Source organism: Winogradskyella sp. MIT101101 (genome assembly GCF_047126865.1).
Classification (GTDB): Bacteria; Bacteroidota; Bacteroidia; order Flavobacteriales; family Flavobacteriaceae; genus Winogradskyella; species Winogradskyella ouciana.
Genome location: NZ_CP138982.1, coordinates 2,544,838 through 2,561,933, shown reverse-complemented (window position 1 = coordinate 2,561,933; position 17,096 = coordinate 2,544,838). Strand labels below are relative to the sequence as shown.

The following is a 17,096-nucleotide window of genomic DNA, read 5'->3' as shown; positions in this document are numbered from 1 at the left end:
ATGAAATATATAGCAATAATTAGTGTAGCATTAATGACCTTCTTTATGGTTGGCTGCAACGACAAGCCCGATTCAGAATTGGGACATAACGAAGAAAGCACAACCGCCGAAAAAATGGAAGGTGAAGAAGATGCACACGATGAACACAATGAAGAAGAAGGAGAGGAAGGCGTAGTAGTGCTCACCAACGACCAAATCCAAACCGTTGGTCTTGAGACCAAAATGTTAGAAAAACGCAATCTTGGCAACAATATCAAGGTTACCGGAAGGCTCGAACTTTTTCCTCAGGATAAGGCAAATATCAGCCCGTTTATGGGTGGTAACGTTAGGTCCATCAAGGTTATAGAGGGAGATAAAGTACGTAAGGGTGAAGTGCTCGCCTATCTTGAACATCCAGATATTATAAGTATGCAACAGGAATATCAGGAAAAAAACGATGAACTCGTGTTCCTAAAGCAAGATTTTGAGCGAAAAAAGACATTGTTCGACAAGGGTGTTTCCTCTGGAAAGGAATTTCAAATGGCACAGTCAAAATTTCGTTCCACTACCTCAAGTGTAAACGGTTTAAGGTCAAAACTACGTTTGTTGGGTATTAACACATCCAAGGTAGAACAAGGAGAAATCTACTCTGCAATACCTATATCTACGCCAATTTCAGGCTACGTAGACGAGGTAATGGTAAGTCTTGGGGACTATGTGGCACCACAGTCCAAGATGTTCGCCGTAAGCGATAATTCTAAAATTCATTTAGACCTTAAAGTGTACGAAAAAGATATTCCAAAGGTAAAAGAAGGACAGAAAATAATCTTTACGGTAGCTTCCAAACCTGATGAGTTGTTGACCGCAGAAGTACATTCCATCGGCAAAACCTTTGAGGAAGACCCTAAGGCCTTGCACGTGCACGCGGATATTGATAATAAAAATGGCGAATTGCTTCCCGGTATGTATGTTGAAGGCAGAATTGCGGAAGGACAAAAATCAGGTTATGCTGTTCCAGAAGAAGCCATCGTCAAAGAAGGCGAACAATCCTATATTTTCATTGTAGATGAGGATGGGGAAACCGAAGAAAACACGGTAAAATTTAAAAGGATTCCTGTAAGTACGGGCGTAAATGACCTTGGTTTTGTGGAAATCAATATCCCTTCAGAAATGGCAAAAAATATAAAGGTAGTCACTGTTGGAGCCTATACCCTTTCTTCTGAAATGGTTAAGGGCGAACTGGAGCACGGGCACTAATTCAATAACAATCAAAGGTTTTGATTCCGAGTCTGTTTGTCGTCTTAATTATTTAGTTAAAAATTAAAGAACAGGCTCGGTTCAAAATCGATTAAAAATAAATGATATGAAAGAAATAAAAGCATTTGTAAAACCGAACAGGATACGAAGAGTAATAGAGGCCTTAACCGACAACGGATTTAAAAGTATGACCCTATCACAGGCAGAAGGTACCGGAGCGTTCAAGGCAAAAGGCGCCAAACCGTCACTCGATTTTCACGTGACGAACAGTCCTGTGGTAAAACTGGAACTCGTCTGCCAGAACGAAGAAGCACAATCTGCAATAGACATCATTCTCAAAAATGGCAAGACACCAGACCCTGGCGATGGCATCATTTATTTGTCAGAAATCGAAGATGCATTTCAGATAAAAACGGGGAAATCCCTGAAGCGGTATGACCTTTAATCCCTCTTATAGCAAATGGAAAAAATCGTAAAGAAGTTGGAAAGCAAGGGGGTTCGCCCTACGGCAATGCGCCTGATGACCTATAAACGGTTGGCGCAATTGAACGTGGCCATTAGTCTGGGCGAACTCGAAAAAGATTTTGAACGCTCGGAACGAAGTACGCTATTCCGCACTATGAAAACATTTGAGGAAAAAGGAATCGTGCATCAAATTGAAGATGGTACCGGCATCATTAAATATGCCCTTTGCGAGGACAATTGTGAATGTGAGGTCGGCAACGACCTTCACTTACATTTTCATTGCAATAGTTGCGGTGAAACCGTGTGTCTGACAGAGCATAAAATTCCGACAATAAACCTTCCCGAAGGCTATGTAGCAGAAGATATCAACCTCGTGGCAAAGGGTATCTGTGAGAAGTGCAGTGACGACTTGGATTAAATTTTTAGATTTAAAAAAAACAGGAACAATGATGACGATTTATAAAAATGAATGTAAGGTATATATGATAGCTCAGAATAGGCTGGATGCTACCGATTATGATAATATGACATCTCAATTAAAAGACCACATACAAGAACATAACAAAGTGTACTGGTATATTGAAATGGAAAATTTTGAGGGGTGGACCGCAAGTGCCTATTGGAAAGGTATTGAACTAAAACTTCCCAATGAGGAACGACTAAAGCGGGTCGCATTGGTAGGAAACGCAAAATGGCACGAACAGTTTACTGAGGTTTTGATACATTTTACAAGGGCGCACATAAAATTCTTCGGACCTGATGAAAAAAAATTGGCCAAAGAATGGATAGAGAAAGAAAATAATTAAAACAGCAAAATTGATTTAAACGGAAAAACTATACTACGTTTTAGGTAAAGTGTGGGATGTGTAATATAAAATTAGCGAAGTATATAGCACAAGGCTAAAACCGATAAAAAATCTGAAAAATGTAGTAAAAACTTTCTAATAAAAATTGGTAATGAACCAACCCAATGGCATACATAATCAAAATATAGGAGCGCTGAACAGGCGAGGACTTCTTATTACCGCTGCGATAGGATTTGGGGTTGGTATAATCTTCATACAGCCATTGGGCATTTCCCTGTTCCAATATGACCAAGGTGGTGATGCAGGCAATTGGTGGTATCTGTTCAAAAAAGCATTTGGACAAGTCGCAGGATTTAGCGATATAGACCAAATCCTAAAAAATGTCCTATTCGGCATTATGGGCAGTAGTCTCGCCCTGATGTTCTATACAAGAAAAACGATATTTCGACTAAACAGGGAAAAAGTCGGGGTTACTTTTATAAGGGAATTATTGGACAAAGGTGAAAACCACGAGGTAGAATTCAAAAGTACCTTGCGGTGGGACCTTCGACAAGGAAAGGTAAACAAAGCCTTGGAAACGGTAGTTGCAAAGACCATCGCAGGGTTTATGAATACCGAAGGTGGGCATTTAATTATAGGGGTTGATGATGAAGGTCGTATTCTGGGGCTGGAACAGGATTACGGTACTTTAAAGAAACCGGGGAAGGACGGGTTTGAACAGTATATAATGCAGTTGGTGTCCGTCAATTTAGGTACCCATTTTTGCCCCTTGGCAAAGGTGGTCTTTTATGAATTTGAAGAAAAGCATATCTGTTATGTAAGGGTTCACAAATCACAAAAACCCGTGTATTTGAATTTGGGCGACCGTTCGCTTTTCTTTATCAGAACCGGGAACGGAACCCGCGAGTTGGATATGCCTGAGGCTCTGGAGTATTTGGAGATACACTTAAATTAATACAAACCCTATAAAATCAAAAAAATGATACAAATATTGAACATAGAAAAAGAAAACTTAATCGCCGCTAAAGTCAACGGTAAAATCACAAAGAAGGACATAGAAAAAATCCATCCGCTCATCCACAACATCATCGAAAAAGGGCATAAAGTGGATTTCTACTTTGAACTAAAAGATTTTAACGGCTATGACCTACAAGGCTTTTGGGCAGATTTAAAGGTGGATGCTGCACATCTATCGGATTATGGAAAAATGGCATTTGTAGGCGAAAAAAAATGGCAAGAATGGGCCGCCAAAGCCACTGATTTCTTTACCGGTTCAGAAGTCAAATATTTTGACCTTCAGGATAAGGAACAAGCAAAAAACTGGATACAAAACAACTAAGGATATGAAAAAACTAAAAATCAAAATTCCCGTAATCCTTCCACAGGTGCCGGACGAGAAAGATGCCTGTGTCAACAGGCTCATCGATAAACTAAAAGGTCGTGAAGGTATTGACAATGTACACGTATCCGATGAAAAAGCGGACGGTGTTCCGCAACTCTGTTTCCATTACGACCCCGATGTCATTTCCCTTGATAGGGTACGGTCTTTGGCGGAGACTACTGGCGCCCAAATCACGGATAAATTTGGACATAAGTTGGTACAAGTGGAAGGGATACGCCACACCCGTCACGCCCGGACCATCGAGAAAGCAGTTAAGGAGGTCGATGGAGTTCTCGAAGTTTCCGCTTCCGCATCTGGAATGATACGTGTGGAATTTAATAAAGGTATCACAGGATTTGGGGCTATTAAAAAGAAAATAGAAAAACAAGGGCTTACCATTATTGAACCTTCCGTTGGTACAGAAGCGTATTTACAAAAAATGGAAGTTTCCAAGGGTGAAGAAAAATCCGAACATACTCAGGACAAGGAAGAAAAGCAACACATCGACGAGAGTGAAGACCACGTTCACAAAGAAGGCGAAGAACACGACCACAACGAGGATGAAGGCGAGGCACACGCACACGGCGGTATTTTCGGCAAGAACACCGAACTTATTTTCGCCATCATTTGTGGTGCCCTTCTCGGAATAGGTTTCGGATTATCCTACGTGGACTCGATACCGGATTGGGTCAGCTTGTCCCTCTACATAGGCGCCTACTTTTTTGGAGGTTATTTTACCGCGAAAGAGGCCATACAGACTGTAGCCAAAGGTGGTTTTGAAATCGACTTTTTAATGTTGGTAGCCGCCATTGGTGCCGCTGCTCTGGGCGAATGGGCAGAAGGTGCCTTGTTACTGTTCCTGTTCAGTCTTGGGCACGCCCTTGAGCATTATGCAATGGAAAAGGCCCGAAAGTCCATCGCGGCACTGGCAGATTTAGCACCAAAAACCGCCCTGCTGAAAAAAGATGGTAAGACCGAAGAGGTCGGTATCGAAAAGTTAAGTATAGGCGATATCATCGTGGTCAAACCAAACAGTAAAATATCTGCCGATGGCGTTGTGGTCGATGGTAAAAGTAGTGTCAACCAGGCCCCTATCACAGGGGAAAGCGTACCGGTGGACAAAGTTCCCGTGGAGGATACTGCCAAAGACTATTCAGAGGATGATGAAATCAAAGATGAAAACCGCGTATTTTCTGGAACCATTAATGGCAATAACACGCTTGAAATAAAGGTTATCAAAGAAGCGAAGGATTCTACACTATCCCGATTGGTAAAATTGGTGAATGAGGCGCAGACCCAAAAATCGCCTACCCAGTTGCTTACTGATAAATTTGAAAGATATTTTGTGCCTTCCGTACTGGTATTGGTCGTGCTGCTGCTCTTCGCTTTCTTGGTCATCGATGAACCCTTTAGCGATAGTTTTTATAGGGCAATGGCCGTATTGGTTGCTGCCAGTCCCTGTGCCCTTGCGATTTCGACACCGAGTGCCGTATTGAGTGGCGTGGCAAGGGCCGCCCGCGGCGGAGTGCTTATTAAAGGAGGTCGCCCTTTGGAAGACCTCGGCGTTATTACCGCCCTTGCCTTTGACAAGACGGGTACTCTGACCGAAGGAAAACCCAAGCTTACCGAAGTGGTTCCACTTGGGGATATATCTGAAAACGAACTTTTAAAAATAGCCGTGGCCGTAGAGAATCTAAGCGACCATCCCCTGGCAAAAGCAGTAGTTAGAGATGGAAAGGAGCGGCTGAAAGGTGATGAAATACCTGATGCGACCGATTTGGAAGCTGTGCTGGGCAAGGGCATAAAAGCATCATTGGGTAATGACAAAATCTATGTCGGCAACCTCGACCTGTACGAAGGGCTTGATAAAAGTACACCTTCCGAAGAAATAACCACGAAAGTCCGTGGTCTTGAAGGTGGGGGAAATACTACGATGCTCATTCGGAAGAATGACGAATATATAGGCATCATCGCCCTAATGGATACCCCTCGCGAAGCTGCCAAGGGAACCCTCAAAAAACTAAAGGAAATCGGTATTAAACGTATGATTATGCTTACGGGCGATAACCAAAAAGTAGCCGATGCCGTTGCGGAAGAAATAGGATTGACCGATGCCTGGGGCAGCCTATTGCCGGAAGAAAAGGTGGATGCTATTAAAGAGCTAAAAGAAAAAGAATCCAAGGTGGCAATGGTGGGCGATGGTGTAAACGATGCGCCTGCAATGGCAAACAGTACCGTAGGTATAGCAATGGGCGCGGCTGGAAGCGATGTGGCCTTGGAAACCGCCGATGTTGCGCTTATGGCCGACAAGCTGGAAACCCTGCCCTTTGCCATTGGCTTGAGCAGGAAGGCAAAGGCCATTATCAAGCAGAACCTATGGGTAAGCCTTGGGGTTGTGGCACTACTGATACCGGCTACCATTATGAGCTGGGCAAACATAGGGATTGCCGTGGCATTCCACGAGGGGTCTACCTTGGTAGTCGTGGCCAATGCGCTACGTCTTTTGGCTTATAAAAAAGATTAGAAGACCCGGACTTGGAAGAATCCGGTTTTTTGAAAGAATATAAAATGACAAAAACGGAAAGAACATTATTGTCCAAAGGGATACGCCCAACTGAAATGAGGTTAAAAATATATAAATACCTCAAAAGGAAGACTTATGCTGATAGTCTGAACGAAATGCAAAAGGTCTTTCTCAAAAAAAGTAAAAGTAACAAAACAGCAAATAAAACCACGTTTTATAGAACGATGAAGTTGTTTGAGGAAAAAAACATAGTCCACCAGATTGATGATGGAACGGCCGTTGCAAAATATGCACTTTCTGATGAAAACATCTCAGATTTGCATATGCATTTTCATTGCACCGTTTGTGGAAAAACTATTTGCTTGCCGGATAGAATATCGAAACAAAACTTGCCGGACGATTATAAAATAAACGATGTGAATTTGGTACTAAAAGGAGTATGTGAGAATTGCAGAAAAAAATAACAGGTGGGAGTGCCTTAAAAACTGAACCCTTGCGCCCAATGGTCAGCTTAAGGTTTCCCCCACCTTATTTAATTAAAAAATTTACGAATATGGAAAAATATGATGTAACAATTATAGGGTCTGGCCCGGGCGGGTATGTAAGTGCCATCCGTTGCGCCCAATTGGGTCTAAAAGTGGCCATTGTTGAAAGGTACAGCACGTTGGGCGGTACCTGTCTTAACGTGGGCTGTATCCCGTCAAAAGCCTGGTTGGAAGCCTCTGAGCATTATTACAAACTCAAGCATCAATTCGAAAAATTTGGGATTGATGTTAAAGAAGCCAATGTCGATATCCTGAAAATGAACCAAAGGGTTCAGGATGTGGTACAGGAAATCATCAATGGTGTTGATTATCTGATGAAAAAGAACAAGGTTACCGTTTATGAAGGCCACGGAACCATCAAGGACAAAGACACGGTCGCAATTAAGGGCGAAGATAAAACGGAAACCATAGCAACCGATAAAATCATCATTGCCACAGGGTCCAAACCCGCTTCATTGCCCAATATTAAAATCGACAAAAAGCGTATCATCTCTTCTACCGAGGCCCTTGCGCTACGGGAAATCCCCAAGCATTTAATGGTCGTTGGAGGAGGCGTTATCGGTGTTGAGATAGGTTCCGTATTCGCCCGCCTGGGTTCAAAGGTTTCTATAGTAGAATATTTTGATAGCCTCATTGCCACTATGGATGGCGCACTGGGACATCAATTGCACCGTTCCCTAAGAAAACAGGGAATTGATTTTTATTTGGAACATAAGGTGACAAACGCAACGGCAACTGAGGACAAAGTAGAATTGAAAGCGGAAAATCTTTCCGGTAAAGAAGAAATGGGTTTAGATGGCGATTACTGCCTTATGGCCATTGGCCGAAAGCCATACACCGCCAATTTAGGGCTTGAAAATATAGGAGTGGAAACCAATGAGAAAGGACAGATAACGGTAGATGAGAACCTCGAAACCAACATCAAGGGTGTGTATGCTATTGGGGATGTAATTCGAGGGGCAATGCTTGCCCATAAAGCCAGTGAAGAAGGCGTTTTCGTAGCCGAACGGATTGTTGGCCAAAAGCCCCATATCAATTACTCGCTCATCCCCAATATCGTGTACACCCAGCCTGAGGTGGCCGGAGTAGGTTTGACGGAAGAAGAACTGAAGAAGACCAATAGAAGTATAAAAACGGGCTCTTTTCCCTATAAGGCAAACGCACGGGCGAAGATAAGTATGGATACGGATGGTTTTATCAAGGTAATCACAGATAAGGAAACCGATGAGATATTGGGCGTGCATATGATAGGCCCGCGCATAGCAGACAGTTATACCGAAGCGGTGGTAGCGATGGAATTTAGGGCAGCTGCCGAAGACATAGCAAGAATGTCACACGGGCACCCCACATTTTCAGAAACCTTTAAGGAAGCGTGTCTGGCAGCCACCGAAGATAGGGCGCTACATATTTAATATTTACAATAACCTGCACAATAAAGAATAAAAGAGATGAAGAAGCTTCAGCAATTGACCAAGGAAATTAACGAATTGACATTGAGAATTGAACAGGACTATCCTGAACTATACCAATATCTTGATGAAAACCCTATTACCATCCCTGATTGCGAAACACCCGATATTTCCGTGAACTCGTTTGTGGACTATTTAGATAGCCTGAAGTCACTCTTGGAAAGGTATATAGAGTCGCATAAACAAATGAAGCACTAAAAGACAATTAATTAAGTAGTATATAAATGAACAAGAGCACTTTTAAAATCAGTAAAATGGACTGCCCTTCAGAAGAGCAGATGATTCGGATGAAGTTGGAGTCTTATGCTCAGGTCAAACACTTGGATTTTGATATTCCCAACAGAAAATTAGAAGTATATCACGTGGACGGTATCAAGGCGATACAAACGTCTATAGCCAGCTTAAAACTTGGGGATTCCTTTGAGGGAACCACAGAAGCCGAACCACCCGTAATGGAAGACCAATCCAAACAAAAAAGAATCCTTTGGTGGGTCTTGGGCATCAACTTTGGATTTTTCGTTATCGAAATGACCACAGGTTGGATATCTGGCTCAATGGGACTTATAGCGGATTCGTTGGATATGCTGGCAGATTCCATCGTATATGCGCTAAGCCTGTTCGCGGTAGGCGGTGCCATTTCCAGAAAAAAGAAGGTCGCAAAATTCAGCGGATACTTTCAGATGGCATTGGCAACACTTGGGTTTGTAGAGGTTTTGCGAAGGTTTTTCAGCGATACCGAAACACCTTTGTTCCAATGGATGATTATCGTTTCAATTTTCGCATTGGTAGGTAATTTGATATCGCTCTGGCTTATCAACAAAACCAAGAGCAAAGAGGCCCATATGCAGGCAAGTGCCATTTTTACGTCCAATGATATCATTGTCAATGGTGGTGTTATAGTAGCAGGGATACTGGTTTATTTTCTGAATAGTAAATGGCCCGATTTGGTGATTGGCGGCATCGTTTTCACGTTTGTAATGCGTGGTGCATTAAGAATTTTAAAATTGTCGAAGTAGCTTTAAGTAAACCTTGAAATAGAAAAAAAAATAAATCAATAATAAAAATGAATATTTGGCTTTGGGTAGTAGCATTAGGATTGGCAGCTTGGGCGGCACATTGGGGTGCGGACAAACTGTTGACACCTTTAAAGATGCTCAGAAAACAATGGGGGCTTACCGCTTCGGCAGGGGCGGCATTCCTTGCCATCGTGACCGCCAGCCCAGAAGTGGCCATAAATATTACCAGTGCAGCAAGGGGCGTATCGGATATTGGCCTGGGCAATCTACTGGGTTCTAATATTATTTCCATTCCGTTGATGGTAACCATAGCCTATTTCGCTTCGAGAAAGCGATTCAAGAACAACAAGGAGCATCAAAAACACCTCGACAACAAGGTGCTTTCCCTTAACAAACGTTCCGTTTCCGTCCTGTCCCTACCTTATTTGGGGATTATCGCCCTTGTAGCCCTATTGACTTTACCTAAAGCTTGGCGAGGACTTCAGCCCGTGGATGGCTGGATTATGCTTGCGGCATATGCTGTTTTTCTGGCTCACGCCATCATAAAAGGAAGGGAAAAGGGCAAAAAAGTAGAATGGGACAAAAAGCAGATTTGGTTATCGGTCGCGGGAGCTTTGGCGATAGCTACAGGGGCTTTTTTCATCGTAAAAGCAACTGAAAATATTGTTTCTGCCCTAAGCATCTCTGAAATGGTCGGCGGACTGTTCATTACGGGAATACTGACTACCGCCCCCGAAATATTCAAGACCTGGAGCGTGGTGAAAGGAGGCGAAGTAACGGCAGGCACCACCAGTGTTATCGCAGATAATGCGGTTACGATGACGGTAGCCTTTTTCCCATTGGCACTGGTAACCACCCCTATCGAAGATTTTCAGTTGTTCTGGGTGAACCTTGCCTTCGTTGGGCTGATGCCGCTTTTATATTCAGTATTTGTCCATCAGAGCAAGGAGCTTCACGGTTTTAGCAAGTGGCAGATATTAGTGTTCGATGCGGCGTATATAGTTTATCTATTGACAATGGTGTTCTTTGTTCTAAAGCTATTTTAAATATGAAGAATGAACTGTTCAAAGATTATCAAAAGAAGTTCGAAGTATTGGGTAAAAGTATTAAAAACGTGAACAAATTATTACTAATAAATATAACTTAAAACATATGAAAACAAGTGTAAAAAATTGTACAGCTTTATCGCTATTGCTTCTATTATATGGTATTTCATTTGCTCAAAATCAAAATGTTCAAAATATCTTGAATGAAGTAAAAATAGATTCAATGACATTTTTCGTAGCCCAACTCACTGGAGAAGAACCTGTGATTATCGGGGGCAACCCTGATATGATTATTTCACGACATAAGGACCACCCTGGTAATGAAAAAGCTTTTCAATTCATCAAGGAAAAATTCCAGACCTACGGACTTCAGTTGGATTCCCTACAGTTCAGTTCAACTGGGAAAAATCTTTTTGGAATAAAAGAAGGAATGCTTTATCCCGATGAAAAATTTATTATTGGCGCCCATTATGACAATGTTTCGGGCGTACCGGGAGCCGATGATAATGCAAGTGGTACGGCGGCTGTAATGGAAGCGGCGAGAGTCTTTTCTGAATACGATTTCCCTTATACTATTATTTTTGCATTATGGGATGAAGAAGAACAAGGACTAATAGGTAGTGATGCTTATGCATCTTCTGCGGCGTCTTCAAACGAAAATATTCTGGGATATATCAATATGGATATGCTTGGCTGGGACGGTAATAACGATAATGTTGCTGACATTCACGTGAGACCAGTTGCTTCCTCTCTTGCACTCTCGGATAAGGCTATGGCTGCAAATATTGATTATACTATTGGCTTAAGTATACATTTAGTAAATCCAGGAATTTCGGCCACGGACCACGCGTCATTTTGGAACAATGGATTTAGTGCTATTGGAATTAACGAAGAATATGATGGCGACTTTAATCCTTTTTGGCACACACCGTCCGATACCCTTGGGCAATTTAACGTGCCATTTTATGAAAAATGTGCCAAGCTCGTCTTTGCCACTTTAGGGGAATGTGCGTTGTCATCCACATTAGGGCTTTACAATATTACTGAACAAAATAAGATAAATGTTTACCCCAATCCAGCTTCGAATAAAATCTATATCGACGCAATGGAAACAATTGAGAGCGTCATCGTATACAATACGCTGGGCATCCAAGTGGGCAATATCAATTTAAGGGATACATCTCAAGTTGATACAAGTTCATTTACAGACGGGTTATATTTTTTTCATATACAGACTCAGTCAGCAAACTATAGTCCAAAAATAATTATACAACATTGATATGGCAGAATTAAAAAAATCCTTGGGTACGCTTCGACTCACTTTTTATGGTGTAGGAACGATTGTTGGTGCAGGAATATATACAGTAATTGGCGCAGCTGCCGGACAGGCGGGAACAGACCTTTGGTTGAGTTTTATTTTTGCTGCCATCGCAGCCAGTGTTTCTGCAATGTCCTATGCAGAGTTGTCCTCTACCTATCCTAATGCTGGCGCGGAATTTATTTTTGTACGGAAAGCGTTTCCAAAAATCGACATTCCATCGTTTCTAACAGGTTGGACGATTGCATTTCACAGTTCGGCCACCATCGCCGCCGTGCTACTTGCCTTTTCAGGATATTTCAATACCTTTTTTAATGTTCCTTCCCTTTTAATAAGCTATGGTGTACTATTGGCACTCTCGTTAATAAGCATTACGGGCATCAAAAAATCTTCTACTGCCAATATCATTATGGTGAGTATTCAGCTATTGGGACTGTTTATTCTTATTGCGGTTGGACTTTCAGAAACAGGTCCGCCAAAAGCCGAATTTTTTCAAGTGGAATCCTTTTCCGGCACCTTGGCAGCTACTGCTACCTTATTTTTTGTTTATACAGGCTTCGAGCATATGGCGGCATTGGGTTCTGAGGTAAAAAATCCGGGCAAGACAATTCCCAGGGCATTTTTATTGACAATGGTCTTTACAACTATTATTTACCTACTAATATCTTTTACGGTACTCAATATAAGTGACCCCGCAGAAATAGCAAAGGTAGATTCCCCATTGTCGCTGGCCGCTTCAAATTTAAATTCCTGGTTACCAGTAGCCTTGGCAGTTGCGGCACTTTTTGCTACGGCCAATGCGGCTTTTAGTGGCATTATTTCCATTAGCAGGTTACTTTTCGGTATGGCAAGTGTGGGCGAACTTCCAAAAGTTATGACCAAGACCAATGTACAAAAAGTACCTTGGGTAACAACCCTCGTTGTTATGGCTGCTGTCGCTGCATTTCTGTTATTGGGTGATATTAAAATCGTTGCGGGAATGTCATCATTGGGCGCGTTACTTGTTTTTGTTGCCGTGAATATCGCCCTGATTGTGCTGCGTTTTAAAGCACCTGACAAAGAAAGGCCCTTTAGAGTTCCCCTATCAATCGGGAAAGTACCTATACTACCTATTTTGGCAATACTCATCAGCCTGTCTCTGGTAATCCAATTTGACTGGGAAGTTTATATTGCGTTTGTCGGTGCGATTATAGTGGGCATTGTCTTGGACTATTTTTTGGACAAAAAGTCAAAGGATGAGATAGACCCTGAAAAAGAAAAAGAGTTGTTTAACCATTAAAAGAGGAAACTATGGATTGGATGTTCGAAGATTTTAAAACCGACCTCGATGGCTTAAACCCCAAAGTACGTGAAAAGGCATTGGAAATTGCGAAAGAGCTTGTCGAAAAAAAGGACCTGCCAGCAAAAGATGCCTTACAAGAAGCTATTACAAGAGCCGAAGAATGGTTCTACGATATAGAAGGATAAAAAATTTAAAACTAAAAAACTATGTTACAAATATTGGAACTTACAAAGAAAAATTTAATTGCCACTGAAGTAACCGGTAAACTGACCGCAAAGGATATTGAAAAGATACATCCGCTTATTCACGCCATATTGGACCGAGGGATGAAGGTACGCTGGTATTTTGAGATGAAAGACTTTGATGGCTGGGATGTCAAGGGATTTTGGGAAGACTTAAAGATGGATGCGGCACACGCAAACGACTATGAAAAGATTGCTATGGTGGGCGAAAAAAAATGGCAGGACTGGATAACCCAATTTATGAAGCCTTTTACCAACGCAGAAATCAGATATTTTGATTTATCTGATAAGCAGATAGCTAAAGATTGGATCAAAGCATAATATGAAAAAGAAAAACTTAAATCTAAAAGACCTGAAGACAACCTCAAATAAAAACAAAGTTTCATCACGTCTCAGCATTAGGGAATATATACCTTCCATTTTCAGCTTTGTAATGCTGATTGCAGGGATTACTTTTGATTATTTTGAAAGCTTCCCACATTTTTCGGGCTGGATTCGCATTGTATGGTATGTCGTGGCTTATCTTCCAGTCGGTTTTCCGGTGATAAGTGAAGGTTGGGAAAGCATCAAAAAAGGGGATTTCTTTACAGAGTTCTTCCTGATGTCCATAGCCACTTTAGGTGCTTTTGCCATCGGCGAATATCCTGAAGGTGTGGCCGTAATGTTGTTCTATGCCGTGGGCGAACTGTTCCAAAATGCAGCGGTCAACCGTGCAAAAGGAAATATAAAAGCCTTACTCGATGTAAGACCAAATGAAGCTTTGGTTTATCGTAATAGCGATTTTGTTTCAGTAAATCCTGAGACTGTTGAGATTGGGGAAAAGATACAGGTACGTGTAGGCGAAAAAGTTCCGCTTGATGGTATTCTTCTTTCAAAAAAAGGATCTTTTAATACTGCCGCCTTGACAGGCGAAAGCAAACCTCATACTATTGCTAAAGGCGATACCGTTTTTGCTGGAAGTATCAACCTTGATGGCGTAATCGAGATTGAAACCACAAAGGAATTTAAGGATAGTTCCATTGCACGAATTCTGGATATGGTGCAGAATGCAACCGCCAGAAAATCAAAGACCGAATTGTTCATTAGAAAGTTTGCAAGAATTTATACGCCTATCGTTGTATTCCTTGCCATCGGACTTACATTTCTACCTTACTTTTTTGTAGATAATTATGTGTTTAGGGATTGGCTGTATAGAGCATTGATATTCCTCGTGATTTCGTGTCCTTGCGCGTTGGTCATTTCTATTCCCCTTGGCTATTTTGGCGGATTGGGTGCGGCATCGCGAAACGGTATTCTATTCAAGGGTGCATCCTTTCTCGATGCAATGACTCAAGTGAACACGGTCGTAATGGACAAAACAGGAACCGTTACCAAAGGGGTTTTCAAAATCAAGGAAATCAATTCCATCACATTTGAGGAAGCCGAATTTATGAAGCATTTGATGGCGATGGAAGAACAATCCACACATCCTATCGCCAAGGCAATTTTGGAATACAAAGCGGACGGGTCGGATTATGAGGCAACCGATGTTTCAGAAGTTGCAGGAAAAGGTTTAAAAGGAACAGTCAATGGGAAAACGGTATTGGTAGGAAACAAAGCTTTGATGACCTCAAACAGCATAGAAGTCCCTTCGGAAACAGATGGTATCGTAGAATCAATTGTTATGGTGTCCATTGATGGAAAATTTGCAGGTTATGTAACCATTGCAGATGAACTAAAGGATGATGCGCACCAAGCCATTAAACAAATTAGAGATGCAGGGATTTCAAAGATTATAATGCTATCCGGCGATAAGGATTCTATTACTCAACAAGTTTCAAAAGAATTGAACATCGATTGGGCAAAAGGCGGACTGTTACCTGAAGACAAATTGAACGAGGTTGAAAAGCTCAAAAAACAACCTGATACGAAAGTCGCATTTATCGGCGATGGCATAAACGACGCACCCGTTTTGGCAGCAAGTGGTGTGGGAATAGCGATGGGTGGCTTGGGTAGCGACGTAGCCATTGAAACAGCTGATGTTATCATACAGACCGACCAACCGAGCAAGATTGCACGAGCGATTAAAATTGGTCGTTCAACGCGACGAATTGTCTGGCAAAATATTGGGCTTGCCTTTGGTGTAAAGGTTATTGTCCTCATTCTCGGGGCAGGTGGATTAGCGACAATGTGGGAAGCGGTTTTTGCTGATGTAGGTGTTGCTTTTCTTGCTATTCTCAATGCGGTACGATTGCAGAAAATGAAGTGGAACTAAAAGAACTTAATACGAATTTGAAATCAGAATAATAATAGAAAAATGAAAGTTATAATTAAAACTATTGTCCTGCTGTTAGTTGCGGGAAGTATTCAGAGCTGCTCACTTTTAGGTGCGGCAGGAATTACCAGTCAAGGGCAACCAACAAAGAAAGTTGAAGGCAAATTAGTCTCTACTACCACAAACTCTTCAGTAAATGTTGATCATACGATTTGGGATAATTTGTTGAGAAAGCACGTTAACAAGGAAGGCCTTGTAGATTACGAAGGTTTCAAGAAAGATTTTAAGACTTTAGAAGATTACCTGAAAATTCTTTCCACACAAGATCCAAACGACGATTGGTCTGTACCAGAATTGCTCGCCTACTATATCAACTCTTATAACGCTTACACTGTAAAGCTCATTGTAGAAAATTATCCAGTAAAAAGCATCAAGGATATTGATGGGCCGTGGACAAAACCTTATGTACCGATTGACGGTAGGGAAATTACCCTGGCGACTATTGAGAACGGTGTGTTACGTAAAATGAACGAGCCTCGCATCCATTTTGCCATTGCCTGCGCATCTATGTCGTGTCCCCCATTATTAAACGAGGCTTACACAGCAGGTAAGATAAATGAACAATTAGACCGTGTCACAAAAGATTTCATTAATAATGAAAAATTTAATGAAATTTCAGCAACTAATCCAAAGGTGTCAATGATATTCAAATGGTATGAAAAAGACTATACCGTTAATGGTAAAAAAGATATCATTGGTTTTATCAATAAATATGCAGACACAAAAATTAATACCAATGCCAAGCTGGAATATAAAAATTATGACTGGGACTTAAACGACCAGAAATAATTTTTCTAAATCCTGCAGGTTTTGAAAACTCGGTAGGGTTTTTAGATTTTATAAACATTCTGGGTTTTTCTTCCTCTCTTGGTCTAATGAAGTTAGCACGGTAATTATTGAATTCTTCCGTGTAGAAATTAACTAATGTTTCTTCTAAACCTTTATCCTGTGTCCTAATGGCAAATATTGCAAGTTCATTGATAATCTTAAAATGGTATTTATCATCTTGATCTTTTTTTAGCTTTCGGTATTCGGAAATTATATAGGTAAGCAAACGTGTGGACTTGCCATTGTACAGCGAAACCTTATCTAACCAAATAATAAAAATAACAACCAATGATATTGTTAAGAATAGCGTTAGAAGTTTTGCTGAGTTTTGCATCATCCAACTATCCTTCCAAAAAAAAGGTTCACGGTCTAATATTAAGAATATAAAAGAGCCGATTGTAAAGAACAAAACCCATTCAAATACTGTTATTCTTCTTGACCTTCCGGGAATTATCCCAAAAAGTTTTATCTGCGGAAATTCATTTTCAAAAGCATTAGCCAGATAGTTTGATGAAAACTTGTGACCTATATTGGATATTTTATCCACGATAATAGGATATGCTATACCCAAAATTGCGATGTCGATAGCGATACAGATTTCTATAATATACTTTAATTCCATTC

Annotated in this window: 19 protein-coding genes; 18 read left to right on the top strand and 1 reads right to left on the bottom strand. The window is 41.3% G+C overall.

Translation table 11 applies throughout. From position 1 onward, the window contains the following. The 18 genes from SIB89_RS11565 to SIB89_RS11480 all read left to right on the top strand — a co-directional run bounded on the left by SIB89_RS11565 (position 1) and on the right by SIB89_RS11480 (position 16,433). Positions 1-1,236, top strand: a complete 1,236-nt coding sequence (locus tag SIB89_RS11565) for an efflux RND transporter periplasmic adaptor subunit (RefSeq protein WP_412559897.1) — start codon at positions 1-3, stop codon at positions 1,234-1,236. A gap of 106 nt (positions 1,237-1,342) precedes the next feature. Beyond that, the gene (locus tag SIB89_RS11560) at positions 1,343-1,681 is read left to right on the top strand and encodes a P-II family nitrogen regulator (RefSeq protein ID WP_115122658.1); all 339 of its coding nucleotides are present in this window, start codon (positions 1,343-1,345) and stop codon (positions 1,679-1,681) included. A 15-nt stretch (positions 1,682-1,696) separates the two neighbouring features. Next, positions 1,697-2,119 carry a Fur family transcriptional regulator gene (locus tag SIB89_RS11555; RefSeq protein ID WP_115122657.1) on the top strand — a complete coding sequence of 141 codons (423 nt, stop codon included), beginning with the start codon at positions 1,697-1,699 and terminating at the stop codon, positions 2,117-2,119. 28 nt (positions 2,120-2,147) lie between these two features. Then, positions 2,148-2,507 carry an STAS/SEC14 domain-containing protein gene (locus SIB89_RS11550; RefSeq protein WP_115122656.1) on the top strand — a complete coding sequence of 120 codons (360 nt, stop codon included), beginning with the start codon at positions 2,148-2,150 and terminating at the stop codon, positions 2,505-2,507. 151 nt (positions 2,508-2,658) lie between these two features. Beyond that, positions 2,659-3,462, top strand: coding sequence for a helix-turn-helix domain-containing protein (locus SIB89_RS11545; protein WP_412559896.1), 804 nt, complete (start codon positions 2,659-2,661; stop codon positions 3,460-3,462). Between the two features lie 24 nt (positions 3,463-3,486). After that, entirely contained in the window at positions 3,487-3,846 is a 360-nt protein-coding gene (locus tag SIB89_RS11540; RefSeq protein WP_412559895.1) for an STAS/SEC14 domain-containing protein, read from the top strand. Positions 3,847-3,850: 4 nt separating this feature from the next. Next, positions 3,851-6,412 (top strand): heavy metal translocating P-type ATPase, encoded by a 2,562-nt coding sequence (locus SIB89_RS11535; protein WP_412559894.1) that lies wholly within the window; start codon positions 3,851-3,853, stop codon positions 6,410-6,412. Between the two features lie 44 nt (positions 6,413-6,456). Beyond that, positions 6,457-6,876, top strand: a complete 420-nt coding sequence (locus SIB89_RS11530; protein ID WP_412561907.1) for a Fur family transcriptional regulator — start codon at positions 6,457-6,459, stop codon at positions 6,874-6,876. Positions 6,877-6,965: 89 nt separating this feature from the next. Further along, entirely contained in the window at positions 6,966-8,369 is a 1,404-nt protein-coding gene (gene lpdA, locus SIB89_RS11525) for a dihydrolipoyl dehydrogenase (RefSeq protein WP_412559893.1), read from the top strand. Positions 8,370-8,405: 36 nt separating this feature from the next. Then, entirely contained in the window at positions 8,406-8,624 is a 219-nt protein-coding gene (locus SIB89_RS11520) for a hypothetical protein (RefSeq protein WP_412559892.1), read from the top strand. A 26-nt stretch (positions 8,625-8,650) separates the two neighbouring features. After that, complete coding sequence (locus SIB89_RS11515) at positions 8,651-9,442, top strand: cation transporter (RefSeq protein ID WP_412559891.1); 792 nt, start codon at positions 8,651-8,653, stop codon at positions 9,440-9,442. A gap of 47 nt (positions 9,443-9,489) precedes the next feature. Continuing rightward, entirely contained in the window at positions 9,490-10,488 is a 999-nt protein-coding gene (locus SIB89_RS11510) for a sodium:calcium antiporter (RefSeq protein ID WP_412559890.1), read from the top strand. A 106-nt stretch (positions 10,489-10,594) separates the two neighbouring features. Continuing rightward, entirely contained in the window at positions 10,595-11,767 is a 1,173-nt protein-coding gene (locus tag SIB89_RS11505) for a M28 family peptidase (RefSeq protein WP_412559889.1), read from the top strand. A gap of 1 nt (position 11,768) precedes the next feature. Next, positions 11,769-13,085, top strand: coding sequence for an APC family permease (locus SIB89_RS11500; RefSeq protein WP_412559888.1), 1,317 nt, complete (start codon positions 11,769-11,771; stop codon positions 13,083-13,085). Between the two features lie 11 nt (positions 13,086-13,096). Next, positions 13,097-13,273: a hypothetical protein gene (locus SIB89_RS11495; protein ID WP_412559887.1), complete on the top strand. Its 177-nt coding sequence runs from the start codon at positions 13,097-13,099 to the stop codon at positions 13,271-13,273. Between the two features lie 21 nt (positions 13,274-13,294). After that, positions 13,295-13,651: an STAS/SEC14 domain-containing protein gene (locus SIB89_RS11490; RefSeq protein ID WP_412559886.1), complete on the top strand. Its 357-nt coding sequence runs from the start codon at positions 13,295-13,297 to the stop codon at positions 13,649-13,651. A gap of 1 nt (position 13,652) precedes the next feature. Beyond that, complete coding sequence (locus SIB89_RS11485; RefSeq protein ID WP_412559885.1) at positions 13,653-15,584, top strand: heavy metal translocating P-type ATPase; 1,932 nt, start codon at positions 13,653-13,655, stop codon at positions 15,582-15,584. A gap of 42 nt (positions 15,585-15,626) precedes the next feature. Next, positions 15,627-16,433, top strand: coding sequence for a DUF547 domain-containing protein (locus tag SIB89_RS11480; protein ID WP_412559884.1), 807 nt, complete (start codon positions 15,627-15,629; stop codon positions 16,431-16,433). Here the strand turns inward: SIB89_RS11480 and SIB89_RS11475 are convergent. Then, complete coding sequence (locus SIB89_RS11475) at positions 16,372-17,094, bottom strand: hypothetical protein (RefSeq protein WP_412559883.1); 723 nt, start codon at positions 17,092-17,094, stop codon at positions 16,372-16,374. The genes SIB89_RS11480 and SIB89_RS11475 overlap by 62 nt on opposite strands. Between the last annotated feature and the right edge of the window lie 2 nt (positions 17,095-17,096).

Bases quoted from the DNA above. Each gene is read 5' to 3' on its own strand.
- SIB89_RS11565 (WP_412559897.1), top strand. From the start codon at position 1: ATGAAATATATAGCAATAATTAGTGTAGCATTAATGACCTTCTTTATG.
- SIB89_RS11560 (WP_115122658.1), top strand. From the start codon at position 1,343: ATGAAAGAAATAAAAGCATTTGTAAAACCGAACAGGATACGAAGAGTA.
- SIB89_RS11555 (WP_115122657.1), top strand. From the start codon at position 1,697: ATGGAAAAAATCGTAAAGAAGTTGGAAAGCAAGGGGGTTCGCCCTACG.
- SIB89_RS11550 (WP_115122656.1), top strand. From the start codon at position 2,148: ATGATGACGATTTATAAAAATGAATGTAAGGTATATATGATAGCTCAG.
- SIB89_RS11545 (WP_412559896.1), top strand. From the start codon at position 2,659: ATGAACCAACCCAATGGCATACATAATCAAAATATAGGAGCGCTGAAC.
- SIB89_RS11540 (WP_412559895.1), top strand. From the start codon at position 3,487: ATGATACAAATATTGAACATAGAAAAAGAAAACTTAATCGCCGCTAAA.
- SIB89_RS11535 (WP_412559894.1), top strand. From the start codon at position 3,851: ATGAAAAAACTAAAAATCAAAATTCCCGTAATCCTTCCACAGGTGCCG.
- SIB89_RS11530 (WP_412561907.1), top strand. From the start codon at position 6,457: ATGACAAAAACGGAAAGAACATTATTGTCCAAAGGGATACGCCCAACT.
- lpdA (WP_412559893.1), top strand. From the start codon at position 6,966: ATGGAAAAATATGATGTAACAATTATAGGGTCTGGCCCGGGCGGGTAT.
- SIB89_RS11520 (WP_412559892.1), top strand. From the start codon at position 8,406: ATGAAGAAGCTTCAGCAATTGACCAAGGAAATTAACGAATTGACATTG.
- SIB89_RS11515 (WP_412559891.1), top strand. From the start codon at position 8,651: ATGAACAAGAGCACTTTTAAAATCAGTAAAATGGACTGCCCTTCAGAA.
- SIB89_RS11510 (WP_412559890.1), top strand. From the start codon at position 9,490: ATGAATATTTGGCTTTGGGTAGTAGCATTAGGATTGGCAGCTTGGGCG.
- SIB89_RS11505 (WP_412559889.1), top strand. From the start codon at position 10,595: ATGAAAACAAGTGTAAAAAATTGTACAGCTTTATCGCTATTGCTTCTA.
- SIB89_RS11500 (WP_412559888.1), top strand. From the start codon at position 11,769: ATGGCAGAATTAAAAAAATCCTTGGGTACGCTTCGACTCACTTTTTAT.
- SIB89_RS11495 (WP_412559887.1), top strand. From the start codon at position 13,097: ATGGATTGGATGTTCGAAGATTTTAAAACCGACCTCGATGGCTTAAAC.
- SIB89_RS11490 (WP_412559886.1), top strand. From the start codon at position 13,295: ATGTTACAAATATTGGAACTTACAAAGAAAAATTTAATTGCCACTGAA.
- SIB89_RS11485 (WP_412559885.1), top strand. From the start codon at position 13,653: ATGAAAAAGAAAAACTTAAATCTAAAAGACCTGAAGACAACCTCAAAT.
- SIB89_RS11480 (WP_412559884.1), top strand. From the start codon at position 15,627: ATGAAAGTTATAATTAAAACTATTGTCCTGCTGTTAGTTGCGGGAAGT.
- SIB89_RS11475 (WP_412559883.1), bottom strand. From the start codon at position 17,094: ATGGAATTAAAGTATATTATAGAAATCTGTATCGCTATCGACATCGCA.